Source organism: Thioalkalivibrio thiocyanoxidans ARh2, assembly GCF_000385215.1.
Lineage (GTDB): Bacteria > Pseudomonadota > Gammaproteobacteria > Ectothiorhodospirales > Ectothiorhodospiraceae > Thioalkalivibrio > Thioalkalivibrio thiocyanoxidans.
Window position 1 is genome coordinate 59,897 of record NZ_ARQK01000047.1, and the last position, 15,059, is coordinate 74,955.

20 protein-coding genes are annotated in these 15,059 nt (G+C 67.0%); all 20 read left to right on the forward strand.

Annotated elements, in window-relative coordinates; all coding sequences use genetic code 11:
* Window positions 1-9: 9 nt before the first annotated feature.
* The 20 genes from G372_RS0106140 to G372_RS0106235 all read left to right on the forward strand — a co-directional run bounded on the left by G372_RS0106140 (window position 10) and on the right by G372_RS0106235 (window position 14,861).
* Entirely contained in the window at window positions 10-795 is a 786-nt protein-coding gene (locus G372_RS0106140) for an MlaA family lipoprotein (RefSeq protein ID WP_038070700.1), read from the forward strand.
* Window positions 792-1,301, forward strand: coding sequence for a hypothetical protein (locus G372_RS0106145; RefSeq protein WP_019624917.1), 510 nt, complete (start codon window positions 792-794; stop codon window positions 1,299-1,301). The genes G372_RS0106140 and G372_RS0106145 overlap by 4 nt, the downstream gene beginning before the upstream one ends.
* Window positions 1,301-2,704, forward strand: coding sequence for a UDP-N-acetylmuramate:L-alanyl-gamma-D-glutamyl-meso-diaminopimelate ligase (mpl, locus tag G372_RS0106150; protein WP_019624918.1), 1,404 nt, complete (start codon window positions 1,301-1,303; stop codon window positions 2,702-2,704). The genes G372_RS0106145 and mpl overlap by 1 nt, the downstream gene beginning before the upstream one ends.
* Complete coding sequence (locus G372_RS0106155; RefSeq protein ID WP_019624919.1) at window positions 2,701-3,339, forward strand: flavin prenyltransferase UbiX; 639 nt, start codon at window positions 2,701-2,703, stop codon at window positions 3,337-3,339. The genes mpl and G372_RS0106155 overlap by 4 nt, the downstream gene beginning before the upstream one ends.
* Window positions 3,336-3,944 (forward strand): LON peptidase substrate-binding domain-containing protein, encoded by a 609-nt coding sequence (locus G372_RS0106160; protein WP_018862982.1) that lies wholly within the window; start codon window positions 3,336-3,338, stop codon window positions 3,942-3,944. The genes G372_RS0106155 and G372_RS0106160 overlap by 4 nt, the downstream gene beginning before the upstream one ends.
* Before the next feature lie 58 nt (window positions 3,945-4,002).
* Window positions 4,003-4,386 (forward strand): thioredoxin, encoded by a 384-nt coding sequence (gene trxA, locus G372_RS0106165; RefSeq protein ID WP_019624920.1) that lies wholly within the window; start codon window positions 4,003-4,005, stop codon window positions 4,384-4,386.
* Window positions 4,387-4,427: 41 nt separating this feature from the next.
* Window positions 4,428-5,375 carry an AEC family transporter gene (locus G372_RS0106170; protein ID WP_018862981.1) on the forward strand — a complete coding sequence of 316 codons (948 nt, stop codon included), beginning with the start codon at window positions 4,428-4,430 and terminating at the stop codon, window positions 5,373-5,375.
* A 101-nt stretch (window positions 5,376-5,476) separates the two neighbouring features.
* The gene (locus tag G372_RS0106175) at window positions 5,477-6,454 is read left to right on the forward strand and encodes a calcium/sodium antiporter (protein ID WP_019624921.1); all 978 of its coding nucleotides are present in this window, start codon (window positions 5,477-5,479) and stop codon (window positions 6,452-6,454) included.
* Window positions 6,451-7,428 (forward strand): KpsF/GutQ family sugar-phosphate isomerase, encoded by a 978-nt coding sequence (locus G372_RS0106180; protein WP_018862979.1) that lies wholly within the window; start codon window positions 6,451-6,453, stop codon window positions 7,426-7,428. The genes G372_RS0106175 and G372_RS0106180 overlap by 4 nt, the downstream gene beginning before the upstream one ends.
* Window positions 7,428-7,967, forward strand: coding sequence for a 3-deoxy-manno-octulosonate-8-phosphatase KdsC (gene kdsC / locus G372_RS0106185; RefSeq protein ID WP_019624922.1), 540 nt, complete (start codon window positions 7,428-7,430; stop codon window positions 7,965-7,967). Before G372_RS0106180 ends, kdsC begins: the two co-directional genes overlap by 1 nt.
* The gene (gene lptC / locus G372_RS0106190) at window positions 7,964-8,527 is read left to right on the forward strand and encodes an LPS export ABC transporter periplasmic protein LptC (protein ID WP_019624923.1); all 564 of its coding nucleotides are present in this window, start codon (window positions 7,964-7,966) and stop codon (window positions 8,525-8,527) included. The genes kdsC and lptC overlap by 4 nt, the downstream gene beginning before the upstream one ends.
* A complete protein-coding gene (lptA, locus tag G372_RS0106195) occupies window positions 8,520-9,044 on the forward strand; it encodes a lipopolysaccharide transport periplasmic protein LptA (RefSeq protein ID WP_038070705.1) in 525 nt (174 codons plus the stop codon). Before lptC ends, lptA begins: the two co-directional genes overlap by 8 nt.
* Before the next feature lie 17 nt (window positions 9,045-9,061).
* Complete coding sequence (gene lptB / locus G372_RS0106200; protein ID WP_026278852.1) at window positions 9,062-9,823, forward strand: LPS export ABC transporter ATP-binding protein; 762 nt, start codon at window positions 9,062-9,064, stop codon at window positions 9,821-9,823.
* A gap of 73 nt (window positions 9,824-9,896) precedes the next feature.
* Window positions 9,897-11,390 carry an RNA polymerase factor sigma-54 gene (locus tag G372_RS0106205; RefSeq protein WP_019624924.1) on the forward strand — a complete coding sequence of 498 codons (1,494 nt, stop codon included), beginning with the start codon at window positions 9,897-9,899 and terminating at the stop codon, window positions 11,388-11,390.
* A gap of 2 nt (window positions 11,391-11,392) precedes the next feature.
* A complete protein-coding gene (gene hpf / locus G372_RS0106210; RefSeq protein ID WP_018862973.1) occupies window positions 11,393-11,731 on the forward strand; it encodes a ribosome hibernation-promoting factor, HPF/YfiA family in 339 nt (112 codons plus the stop codon).
* 4 nt (window positions 11,732-11,735) lie between these two features.
* Window positions 11,736-12,206 (forward strand): PTS sugar transporter subunit IIA, encoded by a 471-nt coding sequence (locus G372_RS0106215; RefSeq protein ID WP_019624925.1) that lies wholly within the window; start codon window positions 11,736-11,738, stop codon window positions 12,204-12,206.
* 67 nt (window positions 12,207-12,273) lie between these two features.
* Window positions 12,274-13,305, forward strand: a complete 1,032-nt coding sequence (gene hprK, locus G372_RS0106220; RefSeq protein WP_018862971.1) for an HPr(Ser) kinase/phosphatase — start codon at window positions 12,274-12,276, stop codon at window positions 13,303-13,305.
* The gene (rapZ, locus tag G372_RS0106225) at window positions 13,306-14,190 is read left to right on the forward strand and encodes an RNase adapter RapZ (protein ID WP_018862970.1); all 885 of its coding nucleotides are present in this window, start codon (window positions 13,306-13,308) and stop codon (window positions 14,188-14,190) included.
* Window positions 14,191-14,194: 4 nt separating this feature from the next.
* A complete protein-coding gene (locus G372_RS0106230; protein WP_018862969.1) occupies window positions 14,195-14,620 on the forward strand; it encodes a PTS sugar transporter subunit IIA in 426 nt (141 codons plus the stop codon).
* Window positions 14,592-14,861: an HPr family phosphocarrier protein gene (locus tag G372_RS0106235; protein WP_012981789.1), complete on the forward strand. Its 270-nt coding sequence runs from the start codon at window positions 14,592-14,594 to the stop codon at window positions 14,859-14,861. The genes G372_RS0106230 and G372_RS0106235 overlap by 29 nt, the downstream gene beginning before the upstream one ends.
* Window positions 14,862-15,059 lie beyond the last annotated feature (198 nt).

Sequence of the window (15,059 nt, forward strand, 5' to 3'; positions counted from 1 at the left end):
AGGAATCGTATGTCGGTTGTTGCCCATTTGCGTATGGGGTTCGCGGCCCTCGTGGTGCTGATCCTTTCAGGCTGTGCCAGCGTGCCCAGTGAGGACCGCCATCCGGACGATCCCTGGGAGTCGTACAACCGGGTGGTGTTCGAGATCAACGACGACTTTGATCAGGCCCTGCTGCGCCCTGCAGCGGTCCAGTACCGGCGCCTTCCGCAGCCGGTCCAGAGCGGGGTGGGAAACTTCTTTTCCAACCTCAATGACTTCACGGTCCTGTTTAACAACCTGTTGCAGGGCAACCTGGAGAATGCCGCCTCGGATACCGGGCGCATCATGTTCAACACGACCTTCGGGCTGCTCGGCCTGATCGACGTGGCCTCGCCGATGGGGCTCGAGAAGAACAACGAGGACTTCGGTCAGACCCTGGGGGCCTGGGGCGTGGCACGCGGGCCGTATCTGCAACTGCCGCTCCTGGGGCCCAGTACCGCCCGGGACGCCCCGGCGCGTCTGGTCGATGGCTATACCAGCCCCCTCTATCACACGAACCTGCGCACCGATCATACCGGCTGGTGGGCGGGTGTGGTTGCCCTGGACGTGGTCGACATGCGCGCCGGGCTGATCCCGACGGAGCGCATGCTGGAGCAGATCTCCGACGACCGTTACATCGCCATCCGCGAGGCCTACCTGCAGCGCCGTGATTTCCTGGTGCGCGGGGCCTCGGACGAGCGCGCCACCGAGATGCTGGACGAGCTTGACGAACTCGAGGCCCTGGAGGCGATGGAAGCCGAGGAGGACATGGATTGAACAGCCTCTGGACCATGCTGGACATCCTGCGTCTGCGGCGTGGGCCCCAGGACCTTCCGCCTGATATCGGTACGCTGATCTTCTGGCTCGGGGTCGCCCTGGTCACGGGCATGGCGGTCGGCATCCCGATGTACGGCACGGGGCAGGCCCTGGTCCTGAATGTGCTCGATCTGGTTGTCCTGTATATGTTCATTGCCGTGGTGCTGCGCATGGGAGGGGTGCCCGACCGCTGGCTGCAGACCTTTACCGCAATGGCCGGAACCGGGGCCCTGCTGGGCCTGCTGATGGCCCTGTTGATGCTGATCGATGCCCCGACCGACCCGGAGGAGGTCTCCACCGGGGCCCTGCTGGCCCTGCTGACGCTGGTGGGCTGGCTGCTGCTGGTGTTCGGACACATCCTGCAGCAGGCCCTGGAGCTCGGCAGCCGCTTTATCGGCATGCTGATCGCGCTGGGCTATGTGGTGGTCTCCAGCGTGATTACCCAGGTGGCCCTGGGGGCACTGTAGTGAACACGGACCGTCTGCACATCCTCGGGATCGGCGGGACCTTTATGGGCGGGCTGGCCCAGCTCGCCCGGGCGCGCGGCTACCAGGTCACCGGTTCCGATCAGAAGCTGTACCCGCCGATGAGCGAGCAGCTGGAGCAGGCCGGCATCCCCTATCACGAGGGCCATGACCCGGCGACCCTGCCGGATACGGGGCCGGTCGTGGTCGGCAACGTGATGACCCGCGGCATGCCGATCATCGAGGCCCTGCTGGATCGCGGCCTGCCCTACACCTCCGGTCCGCAGTGGCTGGCCGAACATGTGCTGCATGACCGCTGGGTGCTGGCGGTGGCCGGAACCCACGGCAAGACCACGACCGCGAGCCTGCTGGCCTGGATCCTGGAATATGCCGGGCTGAGCCCGGGGTTCCTGATCGGGGGCGTGCCCGGCAACTTCGGCGTCAGCGCGCGGATGGGCGAGGCCCCGTTCTTCGTGATCGAGGCGGACGAATACGACTCCGCGTTCTTCGATAAGCGCGCCAAGTTCGTCCACTACCGGCCGCGCACCCTGGTGCTGAACAACCTCGAGTTCGATCACGCGGACATCTACCCGGACCTGGCCGCGATCGAACGTCAGTTCCATCACCTGGTGCGTACCATCCCCGGCCAGGGCCTGATCCTGGCGCCCGCAGGCGATGCCGCGCTGGAGCGTGTGCTGGAGATGGGTTGCTGGACGCCGGTGGAGCGCATCACCACCGACCCGGACACCGGGGATACCGAGGCCCTCGGGGCACGGCCTTTGAATGACGATGCCTCGGAGTTCGAGGTGCTGGCCAACGGGGTGGTTCAGGGGCGGGTGGCCTGGGAGATGACGGGGCAGCACAACCTGTCCAATGCCCTGGCCGCGCTCGGTGCGGCCCGCCATGCCGGGGTACCGCTGGCCGCGGGGATCGCGGCCCTGCCGGGTTTCCGCGGTGTGCGCCGGCGTCAGGAGCTGCGCGCCGACATCGACGGGATCCGGGTGATCGACGACTTCGCCCATCACCCGACTGCGATCCGACTGACCCTGGAAGGCCTGCGGGGCCGCGTTGCCGCCGGTGGGCGGTTGATCGCGGTGCTGGAACCGCGTTCCAACACCATGCGCATGGGGGTGCATGCCGAGGCCCTGGGGGCCGCCCTGGAGCGCGCGGATGCGGTGCATCTCTATCATGCCCCGGAGATCGACTGGTCCACCACGGGCCTCGAGCGCCGCCTCGGCGAGCGCCTGTCGGTCGCGCGCGGGATTGAGGCCCTGATGGGCGGTATTCTGTCGAACGTGCGTGCGGGCGATACGCTGGTCATCATGAGCAATGGTGGTTTCGATGGCCTGCACCAGCGTCTGATCGCCGGTTTGCAGTCACGTGAATCCTCGGGGACCCCCGCATGAGTGGACAGCCACGCTCGATCGCCCTGGCCCTGACTGGTGCCTCCGGCGCGCCCTACGGGCTGCGCATGCTGGAGTGCCTGGTCCAGGCGGGGGTGCAGGTGCATCTGATGCTGTCGAAGCCGGCACAGGTGGTACTGGGCCTGGAGACCGATCTCGATGTGCCCGGGCGTCCGGCCGAGATCGCGCGATTTTTCGGCGAGCGCCATGGGGCGGCCGAAGGACAGATCCGTTGCTACGGGCCCGAGCAGTGGACTGCTCCGGTGGCCAGCGGCTCGGCCGTGCCGGAGGCGATGGTGGTCTGCCCCTGCACCACGGCGACCGTCTCGGCGATCGCGACCGGGGCCTCGCGCGGGCTGATCGAGCGGGCGGCGGATGTGGTGCTCAAGGAGCGGCGCAGGCTGGTGCTGGTGGTGCGCGAGACGCCATTTTCCGAGATCCACCTGGAGAACATGCTGCGCCTGGCGCGCATGGGTGTGGTGGTGATGCCGGCCAATCCGGCCTTTTATCATCGGCCGCAATCCATCGACGATCTGGTCGACTTTATGGTGGCGCGAGTGCTGGACCATCTGGGCATCGAGCATGCCCTGGGCCCGCGTTGGGGCGAGGCGTCCTTGCCGCCGGAGGATCCGGCATGACGACCCTGCCTCTGTTCCCGCTGAATACCGTGCTGTTTCCGGAGGGGCTGCTGCCGCTGCGGATCTTCGAGACGCGCTATCTCGACATGGTGCGCCGCTGCCTGCGTGAGGACGGGCGCTTCGTGATCGTCGCGATCGAGCCCGATACCGAGTCCGGTGCGCCCCGCCCGGAGGCCGAGACGGATCCTTCGGTCGGCTTCCATCCGATCGGGACCGAGGTCGCGATCGTCGACTGGGACCAGCGGCCGGACGGCCTGCTCGGGATCCTGGTCAAGGGCGAGCGCCGCCACCAGCTTCACAACCCGCGCCGGGCCGATGACGGCCTCTGGCTGGCGGAGGTCGAGCCGCTGCAGGAGCGCCCCGACGTCAGCCTGCCGGTGGACTATGCCTCGCTGGCGGACCTGCTCGAGCGGCTGCTGGACCAGCTCGGTACGCCCTGGTCGCATCTGGAGCGACGCTTCGACGACTCCTCCTGGGTGGTCGGGCGGCTGACGGAGCTGCTGCCGATCGATCTCGAGGTCAAGCAGCAGCTGCTGGAGGCGGACGACCCGATCGAGCGCCTGGAACGCCTGCGAGCGGCCATGCTCGCGGCATCGAAATCCTGAAACCCTGCGGCGGGGCTGTTAAGGTTTCGGCACACACTTCGAATTGGAGCCCGCCATCATGGCCGTTCAGGAACTCACGCAGGATACGTTCGAATCCACGATCACCGGTAACAACATCGTCATTCTGGACTTCTGGGCCCCCTGGTGCGGCCCGTGCCAGCAGTTCGCCCCGACCTTCGAGGCGGCCTCCGAGCAGCACCCCGATGTGGTCTTCGCCAAGGTGAACACCGACGAGGAGCAGGGGATCGCCGGGGCGTTCCAGATCCGTTCCATCCCGACACTGATGATCTTCCGCGAGCAGATCATCGTCTTCTCCCAGCCGGGCGTGCTGTCCGCCGGGCAGCTGGACGAGGTGCTGGGCAAGGTACGCGAGCTGGACATGGATCAGGTGCGTGCCGACATCGAACGCCAGCAGCAGGAGCAGCAGGCCGGCCAGGCCTGATTACCCTGACGCGAAACCTGTCGCCCTAAACGAGCGCCCCCATGCTGACGGTCATGACCCAGATGGGGGCGCTCATCGTTGCGGGCGTCGTCTGGCGCCTGTTGCGCCCCGGCGGGCTGGACGCCGACACCGCCCGCCGGGTGCTCACCACCCTGGTCTACTACCTGCTGCTGCCCGCGCTGGTGCTGCAGGTGCTGTGGACCGCCCCTCTGGGGCTCGACTCGCTGCGCATCGCCCTGGTGGCCGGCACGACCGTGCTGGCGATGGTGGCCGTGACCCTGCTCGCCTGCCGGCTCTGCCTGGCGGAACGCGCGGCGGTCGGGGCGATGCTGCTGGCCGCGGCCTGGCCGAATGCCACCTACCTCGGGCTCCCCGTACTCGACAGCCTGTTCGGCGATGCTGGCCGGGCGGTGGCGATCCAGTACGACCTGTTCGCCTGCCTGCCCCTGGTGCTGACGCTGGGGATCCTGCTGGCCAGGCGTTACGGGGACCCGGAGGCGGTCCGGCTGCATGGCGGCAGCGGGGCCCTTCGCGGGTTGGTCGCGGTCCCTTCGATCTGGGCGGCGGTCCTGGGCGTGGCGCTGAACCTGTCCGGTCTGCCGCTGGTGACCTGGCTGGATACCTGGCTCGGCTTCCTGGCCGATTCGGTGGCTCCCCTGATGCTGTTCTCGCTGGGGCTGGCGCTGGTGTTCGATCGTTTCCGCGGCCGTGATCTGAGACCCCTGGTGATGGTCTCCGTCATCCAGTTGCTGATCGCACCCCTGTTCGCGCTGGGGCTGGTCTGGTGGGTCGGGCTGGAGGGTGTGCCCGGGGTCGGCTCGGTGCTCGAGGCGGCGATGCCGGCGATGGTGCTGGGGCTCGTGTTCTGTGACCGCTTCCGGCTCGATACCGGCCTGTATGCGGCCGCGGTCACGCTGACGACGGCGTTGTCGCTGCTGACCCTCCCGCTGTGGTTTGCCATCGCCGGGTATCTGGTTCCGGGGGGCTGATAGCGCGCGGGTCGGCTCCGGCGGTCGCTTACAGCGATCGGCTACAATGGGCGGGTGAAGAGACACCCCGCGCCACCCACCTTCGGTCCCGGCACCCGCTGATGCTCCTCCCCGTTGTCACGGTCCTTGGCGGTCTGGTCCTGCTGACCTGGAGTGCCGACCGCTTCGTGTTCGGTGCCTCGGCGTTCGCGCGCAGCGTGGGTGTGAGCGCGCTGCTGGTCGGGCTGACGATCGTCGCCTTCGGGACCTCGGCGCCGGAGATCGTCGTGTCGGTCCTGGCGACCCTGCAGGGCAACCCGGGCCTCGCAGTGGGCAACGCAATCGGCTCGAATATCGCGAACATCGGACTGGTGCTGGCGATGGCGGCGCTGGTGGCGCCGCTGGCGATTGGGCGCGGCCTGGTGCGCCGCGAGCTGCCGATCCTGATGGTGGTGAGTCTGGCGGTCCTGTTTCTGCTGCTGGATGGCGAGCTCGGCCGCCTGGAAGGCGGGATCCTGATTGCGGGGCTGTTGCTGGTGACCGCCTGGGTGATCCATATCGCGCGGCGCGCACAGGCACTGGACCCGGCCGAGGCACCCGAGGAGGTGCGCGGCATGGTCGAGGCCATACCGGCGACCACCAGTACCGGCGGCGCGCTGGTCTGGCTGGGACTTGGTCTGGCGCTGCTGATCGCCAGCAGCCAGCTGGTGGTCTGGGGTGCGGTGGGGATTGCGGAGCAGCTGGGCATCAGTGACCTGGTGATAGGCCTGACCATCGTGGCGATCGGGACCAGCCTGCCGGAACTGGCGACTTCCCTGGTGGCGGCCTTCCGCCGCGAGGCGGGATTGGCGATCGGCAACGTGATCGGTTCCAATCTGTTCAACCTGCTCGCCGTACTGGCAGTTCCCGCGCTGATCGCGCCGCTGGCGATTGAGCCCGAGGTGCTGGTACGCGACTACCCGGTCATGCTCGGCATGACCGCCGCGCTGTTCGTATTTGCCCTGGCGCGTGGCAGCCAGCTGCGGCGCTGGCAGGGGGGGCTTCTGCTCGCGGTGTTCGCGGGCTACCTTGTCCATCTCGGAATGACGGCAACCGCATGAATTTCAATCCTGATACCACCCGCAAGCTGGCCCTGGCGGTCCTGAACAACGAGGCCGAGGCCGTGCGTCGGCTGGCCGACCGTGTGGACGATGCGTTCCTGGAGGCCTGTCGCCACATCCTCGAGTGCCGCGGCCGGGTCGTAGTGACCGGCATGGGCAAGTCCGGCCATATCGGCTCCAAGCTGGCGGCGACCCTGGCCTCCACCGGGACGCCGGCGTTTTTCGTCCACCCCGGCGAGGCCAGCCACGGCGATCTCGGCATGATCACCCGCGACGACGTGGTGATCGCGCTGTCCAATTCCGGCGAGACCGACGAGCTGCTGACCATCCTGCCGCTGATCCGGCGGCTGGATGTACCGCTGATCGCGCTGACTGGCAATTCGGGGTCGCGCCTGGGGCAGGACGCCACCGTGCACCTGGATGTCTCGGTCGAGCGCGAGGCCTGCCCGCTGGGCCTGGCCCCGACCTCCAGCACCACGGCCGCACTGGCGATGAGCGATGCCCTGGCGATTGCGGTGCTGGATGCACGCGGCTTTACCGCGGACGATTTTGCCCGTTCGCATCCCGGTGGCCGACTGGGGCGGCGCCTGCTGGTGCATGTCGCGGACATCATGCACACGGGTGATGCGATCCCCCGCGTGGCGCCGGAGGCCCCGCTGAAGGACGCCCTGTTCGAGATTACGCGCAAGGGGCTGGGGCTGGTGATCGTCGCCGATCCCGAGGCGCATATCCTGGGCGTGTTTACCGATGGCGACCTCCGGCGCACTCTGGATCGTGGCGAAAGTCTGGAGGCCCTGACCATCGGCCAGGTGATGACGCGGGGTGGGCATGCCGCCCGCCCGCAGTGGCTGGCGGTGGAGGCGCTGGAGACCATGGAGAGCAAGCGCATCAACGCGCTGCCGGTGGTGGATGACGACCAGCGACTGGTTGGCGTCTTGAACATGCACGACCTGCTGCGCGCGGGGGTGGCCTGATGGACCGTCACGACGAGACGCTGCGCCACCGCCAGGGGGCCGTGCGCCTGCTGATCCTGGATGTCGATGGCGTGCTGACCGATGGCAGCCTGTTCATGGGGGATGCCGGCGAGCAGTACAAGGCCTTTCACTCGCGCGACGGGCACGGCATCCGCCTGGCACTGGACGGGGGGCTGGAGGTCGCGATCCTGACCGGCCGCACCTCCGGGGTGGTCGAGCACCGCATGCGGGATCTCGGCGTGCAGCATCTGGTGCAGGGGCGGCGCGACAAGGGGGCCGCACTGCACGAGTTGCTGGAACAGACCGGGCATACGCCCGAGGCGGCGGCCTTTGTGGGCGACGACATCGTCGATCTGCCGGCGATGCGCCGCGTGGGCCTTGGTATCGCGGTGGCGGATTCCCACCCGCTGGTATTGCGGCATGCCGACTGGGTCACGCAGGCCCCTGGCGGGCGCGGCGCGGTGCGCGAGGTCTGCGAGGGCCTGCTGGCAGCCCAGGGGCGCCTGGAGGCACTGTTCGCGGAGTATGTTGACGGATGAAATGGGCGGCCGGACTGGCGGCGCTGATCCTGGTGCCGATGGCGGCGCTGGTGACCGGCGCTGTTGCCAGCGAGCATGAGCCGGAGGGCGAGGTGACGCTGGAGATCGAGGGCTTCACGCTGCACGCGACCGGCGAGGATGGCGAACTGAGCCACCGCCTGCGCGGAACGCGACTGCGCGAGTTTGGCCGTGATGGACCGCAGCTGATCGACGACCCCGATCTGGATATCTTTGACGCCGGCGGTATCGAATGGCACTGGACCGCGCCCGAGGCGCTGCACCGGCCCATGGACGAGATCCTGGACCTGATCGGCCCCACGCGGGGGGTGCAGCCCGAGCGTGCCGAACGCGTGCGCACGGTGATCGAGTCCGCCGACGTGACGGTGGCGACCGACACCATGATCGCCACGTCCGATGCGTTCTCGACACTTGATCAGCCCGGCTTTTTCCAGCGGGGCACGGGTCTGCGCGTGGACTCGCGAGGGGATACCATAGAGCTGTTCCATGACGTGTACACACTCTACAGCGAGTCAGGCGAGGAGGAAGCCGCTGATGACTGAACGTGGTGGGTCGCCGCTCGCTCGGCTCGCGTGGCCCGTGGTGATGGGAAGTGCCTTGCTGATGCTGATCTCGCCGGTCATCGCCCAGCAGCAGCCCCTCCCCGTGGAGATCACAGCGGATCACGCAGAGATGGACGACCGCCGGGGAGTGAGTACCTATACCGGCGATGTGGTGGTGGTCCGTGGGGACATGACGCTGGAGGCGGACAAGGTCTATGTGCGCAGCCGCGACCGGCGCCCCTACGAGATGGAGGCCCACGGCGAGCCCGCGCGGCTCGAGTCGCCGGATCCGGAGACGGGCGAGATGCGCATCGCCACCGCACTGCGGATTGATTACCTCCTGAACGAGGACCGGGTGATCCTGACCGATCAGGCGCATGTGGTCACGGCGGCCGAGGAGGCGCGTGGCAAGCGCATTGTCTACGACCTGGAGACCGACATCATCGAGGCCGAGCGGGGCGAGACCGATGACGAGCGTGTGCGGATCAGGATTCAGCCCCGCGAAGACGACGAATGACCGAGGTGGACTCCAGCATGTCAGCGGCGGCCGGCGGCCAACCGGCTCCAATGGCCGGGTATCTGGCCGGGCGCGAACTGACCAAGCGCTATGGCAAGCGTACAGTGCTGGATCGTGTCGATGTCGATCTGGCCCCGGGAGAGGTGGTGGGGCTGCTGGGCCCGAACGGGGCGGGCAAGACGACCTGTTTCTATAGCCTGGTCGGCTTGATCCGACCGAATCGCGGTCGTATCACGCTGGGTGACCGGGACATCACCCGGGCGCCGATTCACGCGCGGGCCCGGGCCGGGTTGGGCTACCTGCCGCAGGAGGCCTCGATCTTCCGGCGGCTGAGTGTGTGGGACAACCTGCAGGCGGTACTGGAGCTGCGGCGCGAGCTCGATCGCCACGAGCGTCGTCGCATCGGCGATGCCCTGATCGAGGAGTTCCAGCTGGAGACGGTGCGCCACAGCCCGGGGATTGCCCTGTCCGGGGGCGAGCGTCGCCGTGCGGAGATTGCCCGGGCGCTGGCCGGTGATCCGCGCTTTATCTGCCTGGACGAGCCGTTCGCCGGCGTGGACCCGATTTCCGTGGGCGACATCCAGGCCGTGATCGGGCATCTGGCTGAACGTGGAATCGGCGTGCTGATTTCCGATCACAATGTGCGCGAGACCCTGAGAATCTGCGACAGGGCCTATATTCTCAGTGAGGGTCGCATGCTGAGCGCGGGTACCCCGCAGGAACTGCTGGACGACCCCCAGGTGCGCCGGGTGTATCTTGGCGATAACTTTCGGCTGTGAACCGCCTTGGTGCACATGGACCTACGACTCCTTTTAAGATGATTCTGATGGTCACCTTGGACCTGAAACCGCGATGCTGAAGCCCGGGCTCAATCTGCAGCTGGGGCAGACGCTGACGATGACCCCGCAGCTGCAACAGGCCATCCGCCTGCTGCAGCTTTCCACGCTGGAGTTGCAGGCGGAGATCCAGCAGGCGCTGGAAAGCAACCCCATGCTCGAGCAGGTGGAGGACGAGGGCGAGGAGGCCCCGCCCGAGCGTCCGGAGGAAGGGGGCGAGTTGGTCGAGGGGGATCGCATGCAGGCCGACACGGCCGGCGATGACGTGATCCCCGAGGAGCTGAGTACCGACAGCCGCTGGGACGACATCTACGAGCCCGCCCCGAGTCCGCGCGGCCTGGACGACCGCGATCCGCTGGAGAATACCTCCGACGGCGAGGACGAGGGCCTGCAGGACCACTTGCTTTGGCAGTTGCATCTGAGCCACCTGACCCCGCGCGACCAGCGGATCGGCGCGGCGTTGATCGACGCGATCACTCCGGATGGTTATCTGGACGGTGAGCTCGAGGCGCTGGCGGAGATGATCAGTCAGGGCGAAGACGAACCCGTGGGGGTCGACGAGGTCGAGGCGGTACTGCACTGGATTCAGCAGTGCGACCCCCTGGGCGTAGGCGCGCGGGACCTGCGCGAGTGCCTGGAGATCCAGTTGCGCCATCTGGCGCCGGATGCCCCGGCGCGCGACGCGGCTCGAGCCATCCTGGAAAATGGCATGGAGAGCCTGGCCAAGCGGGACTACCGGGCCCTGCAGCGTCAGTCCGGGGTGCGCGACCCGGACGAGCTGGCGCGGGCGCTGGACCTGATCCGCACCCTCAACCCGCGTCCGGGTGCCCAGATCAGCGAGCCCAGTTCGGAATACGTCGTGCCGGATGTCTACGTCCGCCATGACCGCGATGGCTGGCGTGTGGACCTGAATCCGGAGATTGCGCCGCGCATTCGCATCAACGATCTCTATGCGGGTATGGTGCGGCAGGTTTCCGATGCCCGTGACAGCGCGTTCATGCGCGATCAGTTGCAGGAGGCACGCTGGTTCCTGAAGAGCCTGCACAGTCGTAACGACACCCTCCTGCGAGTGGCCCAGGCCATCGTGGAACGACAGCAGGGCTTTCTGGAGCATGGGGAGGTCGCGATGCAGCCGTTGATCCTGCGCGACATCGCCGAGGCCCTGGAGATGCACGAATCGACCATCTCGCGGGTGACCACGCAGAAATATATGCATACCCCGCGCGGGGTATTTGAGTTCAAGTACTTCTTTTCCAGTCATGTTGGCACCGCCGATGGCGGCGAATGCTCGGCGACCGCAATCCGTGCCATGATTCGGGAATTGATCGGTGACGAAACGCCGAACAAGCCTCTAAGCGACGCAAAACTGGCCCAGATCCTGTCGGATCGGGGCATCAATGTGGCCCGACGCACCGTGGCCAAGTACCGCGAGGCCATGCATATCCCGTCTTCCAGCGAACGCCGGCAGATGGCGAGCATGCCGAGTGGAAACAAGCAAAAAGGAGCCTGACCATGCAGATCAACCTGACCGGCCATCATGTGGATATCACCGACGCCCTGCGCGACTACGTGAACGAAAAGTTCGCGAAGCTGGAGCGTCACTTCGACAAGGTGATCGACGTGCACGTGGTGCTGACCCACGAGAAGAACCAGAACCTGCACAACAAGGCGGAGGCAAACCTCCAGGTCAGCGGCAATCACATTCATGCCGAAGCCAGTCACGAGGACATGTACGCCGCGATTGACGGCCTGATCGACAAGGTGGATCGTCAGTTGATCAAGCACAAGGAAAAGGTCAAGGACCACCACCGTGCCGAGGGTGCCCAGCGCAACCGCGAGCAGGCCCTGTAGCGTAATGACCGTTGCCGAGCTGATCACCCGCGACCGTATTCGGCTGGAGCCCGAGTGTTCCAGTCAGAAGCGGGCGCTCGAGACCCTGGGCGAGTTGCTGGCTGTCGGCGGCACGGAGTCCGCCGGCCCGGCCAGTGGGGCCATCTTCGAGGCCCTGTCTGCCCGCGAGAAGCTTGGCTCCACCGGTCTGGGACACGGCGTGGCCATCCCCCATGGGCGTCTGGCCGAGCTCGATGCCCCCCGGGTCGCAGTCCTGCGACTGGATCAGGGCGTCGATTTCGACGCCATGGATCACGAGCCGGTGGACATCCTGATCGCGCTGCTGGTGCCCGAGGCGGCGACCAGCGAGCACCTGGATCTTCTGGCGCAGCTGGCTCGCGGGCTTTCTCAGCCCGACAATATCGCTTCCCTGCGCCGAGCCGGTGACGCGGAGGTCATGGAGCGTGAACTGACCCGGGCCTTCGGCGACGCCTGAACATGGGGCGCCCCACCGTGTCTGTTCTGTCCCGACAGCTGACGCAACCCCTTCCGGAGGCTCACGGATGAACGAGGCACTGGGGGAGGGCGGCATCGCGCGCGATATCACTGTTGAGGCCCTGATCCAGGCGATGGGCAATCGTCTGGATCTGCGCTATGTGCACGGCGAGCAGGCCGCTCCCGACCGCAATCTGGTCGGCGGTGATGGCGACGACCTGCCCCTGGCCGGACACCTCAACCTGATAAGGCCGAACCGCATCCAGGTCATCGGCGATTTCGAGGCGCGCTATATCGCGCGGCTGAGCGATGCACAACGCGAGCAGCTGATCCTGGAGATGGCTCGTACCGGCACGACCGCGGTGATCTTCGCCGAGGATACCTGCCCGTTCTCGGAGATGCCCCATGTCCCCGAGGAGCAATTGCCGCTGATCCTGTGCTCCTCTACCAGCAGTCACGAGATCATTTCCCTGTTGCGCTACTTCCTGCAGCAGCGGCTGGCCCATTTCGAGGTGCGCCATGGCGTGTTCATGGAGATCCTGGGGATCGGCGTGCTGATCAGCGGGGCCTCCAGCGTGGGCAAGAGCGAGGTGGCGCTGGAACTGATTTCGCGTGGGCACCGGCTGATTGCCGACGACGCACCGGAGTTCGCCCGCATTGCCCCGGATATCGTGCGCGGACACTGCCCGGCCCTGTTGCAGGACCTGCTCGAGGTGCGCGGGCTGGGGGTGCTGAACGTCCGAGCCATGTACGGGGACTCCGCGATCAAGGGCGGCAAGTACCTGCGGCTGATCATTGACCTGCGCGACCACAGCGAGCCCTCGCCGGTGCCGGACGATCGCCTGAACGGCCGCCGCGGGGAGATCGACATCCTCGGACTGCGCATCCCGCTGATCAGCCTGCCGGTCGCGCCGGGGCGCAACATCGCGGTCATGATCGAGGCGGCGGTGCGCAACCACATGCTGCACATGCAGGGCTACGTCGCCGGCGACGACTTGCGCGCGCGCCAGCGCAGGCAGATGAGTGGCGAGCCCGAGGAGCCCCCCTACCATCGTGCGATCCCGGCGACCACCGTCCCCAACCCGGACCCGGAGGGCTGAATGCGACTCCTGCTGGTCAGTGGCCTGTCGGGTTCCGGCAAGACGGTTGCCCTGCACACCCTGGAGGACGCCGGCTATTTCTGCGTCGACAACCTGCCGCTGCCGCTGTTGCCCGGGCTGATCGAGCAGGTCCGCAGCGGTGACTACGATGCCGACGAAGACCGGCATCTGGCGGTCGGGGTCGATGTCCGCAGTGGACTGGCGGCGCTGGAGGGCTTTGCCGACCTGCTGCGCGAACTCCGGGGCAAGGGCCTGCAGGTCGAGGTGATGTTCCTGCAGGCCTCCAGCGAGGTCTTGCTGCGGCGTTACCACCTGACGCGGCGGCGACACCCGCTGGCGCGCGACGGCGTCCCCCTGGTCGACGCGATCGAGCGCGAACGCGACTGGCTCGGCCATGTCGCGGCCGAGGCTGATCTGACCGTGGATACCTCCCGTCTGTCCATGCACGACCTCGCGCGCACCCTTCGGGATCGCGTCGGGCTGCTGGGAGAGGAGCGCCTCTCCCTGCTGTTCCAGTCATTCGGGTTCAAGCACGGGGCCCCGCTGGACTCCGATTTCGTGTTCGACGTGCGCTGCCTGCCCAACCCGCATTACGAGCGTGACCTGGCACCATTGACCGGGCGCGACGCCGCCGTTTGCGAGTTTCTCGCGCGCCATGGCGAGGTCGAGGAGATGTATGACGGGATCCAGGGCTTCTTGGAACAGTGGGTGCCGCGTATCCGGCAGGATCACCGCAGCTATGTGACCGTTTCGATCGGGTGCACTGGCGGGCGCCACCGGTCGGTTTATCTGGTGGAGCGGCTGGCGGCTGCGTGGCGGGGGCGCGAACATGTTACTGTTAGCACCCGTCACCGCGAGCTATCCCTGCCCCTCGAATCGGAGTGAGTCCATGGGCGTTGGTCTGATCCTGATCACGCATCAAAACCTCGGCGACACCCTGCTGCAGACGGCCCAGAGCATGCTGGGCGACCTGCCCGAGGATTGCGAGTCCATGGCGATGTCGCAGACTGACGACCCCGACGAGGTGCTGGCCCGGGCACGGGCACGCCTGGGCGAGCTGGACTCCGGTTCCGGCGTACTGATCCTGACCGACATGTTCGGCTCCACCCCGTCCAATGTGGCCAGCCGCGTGGCGCGGGGGGCGAATGCCCGTGTCATTGCCGGGATCAACCTGCCGATGCTGATCCGCGTGCTGAACTACCGCCATCTGCCGCTGACGGAGCTGGTCAACAAGGCGCTGTCGGGCGGCCACGATGGCATCCTTCTTTGTGACCAGGAGTGTTCGGATGCCGCAGCGCGAAGTCCCCATCGTTAATCGTCTGGGGATGCATGCGCGTGCGGCAGCCAAATTCGTGAGCCTGGCCAGCCAGTACGCGTCCGATGTGACCGTCTCCCGGAACGCCCAGGAAGTGAACGGCAAGAGCATCATGGGGGTGATGATGCTGGCGGCGGCGCAGGGCTCCGAGGTCACCATCACCACCGACGGCGAGGACGCCGAAGAGGCCCTCGACGCCCTCACCGAACTCGTCGCCAACCGCTTCGGCGAGGACGCCTAGCCCCTCTCCTGCCGCCATGCCTTTACGAGGCTGTGTCTAGTTCGACCTCGGGTGTTTACGGTGGCTTCGGTCCGCCGCCTGCCTGCGCTGTCTCGGCAGCGCGCCCCGAGGTACTTTCTTGCTTGCCCAAGAAAGTACCCAAAGAAGGGCACCCGGATTCCGCCCGGGGACCTTGCTCCAGGGCCCTCGGGCCGGCGG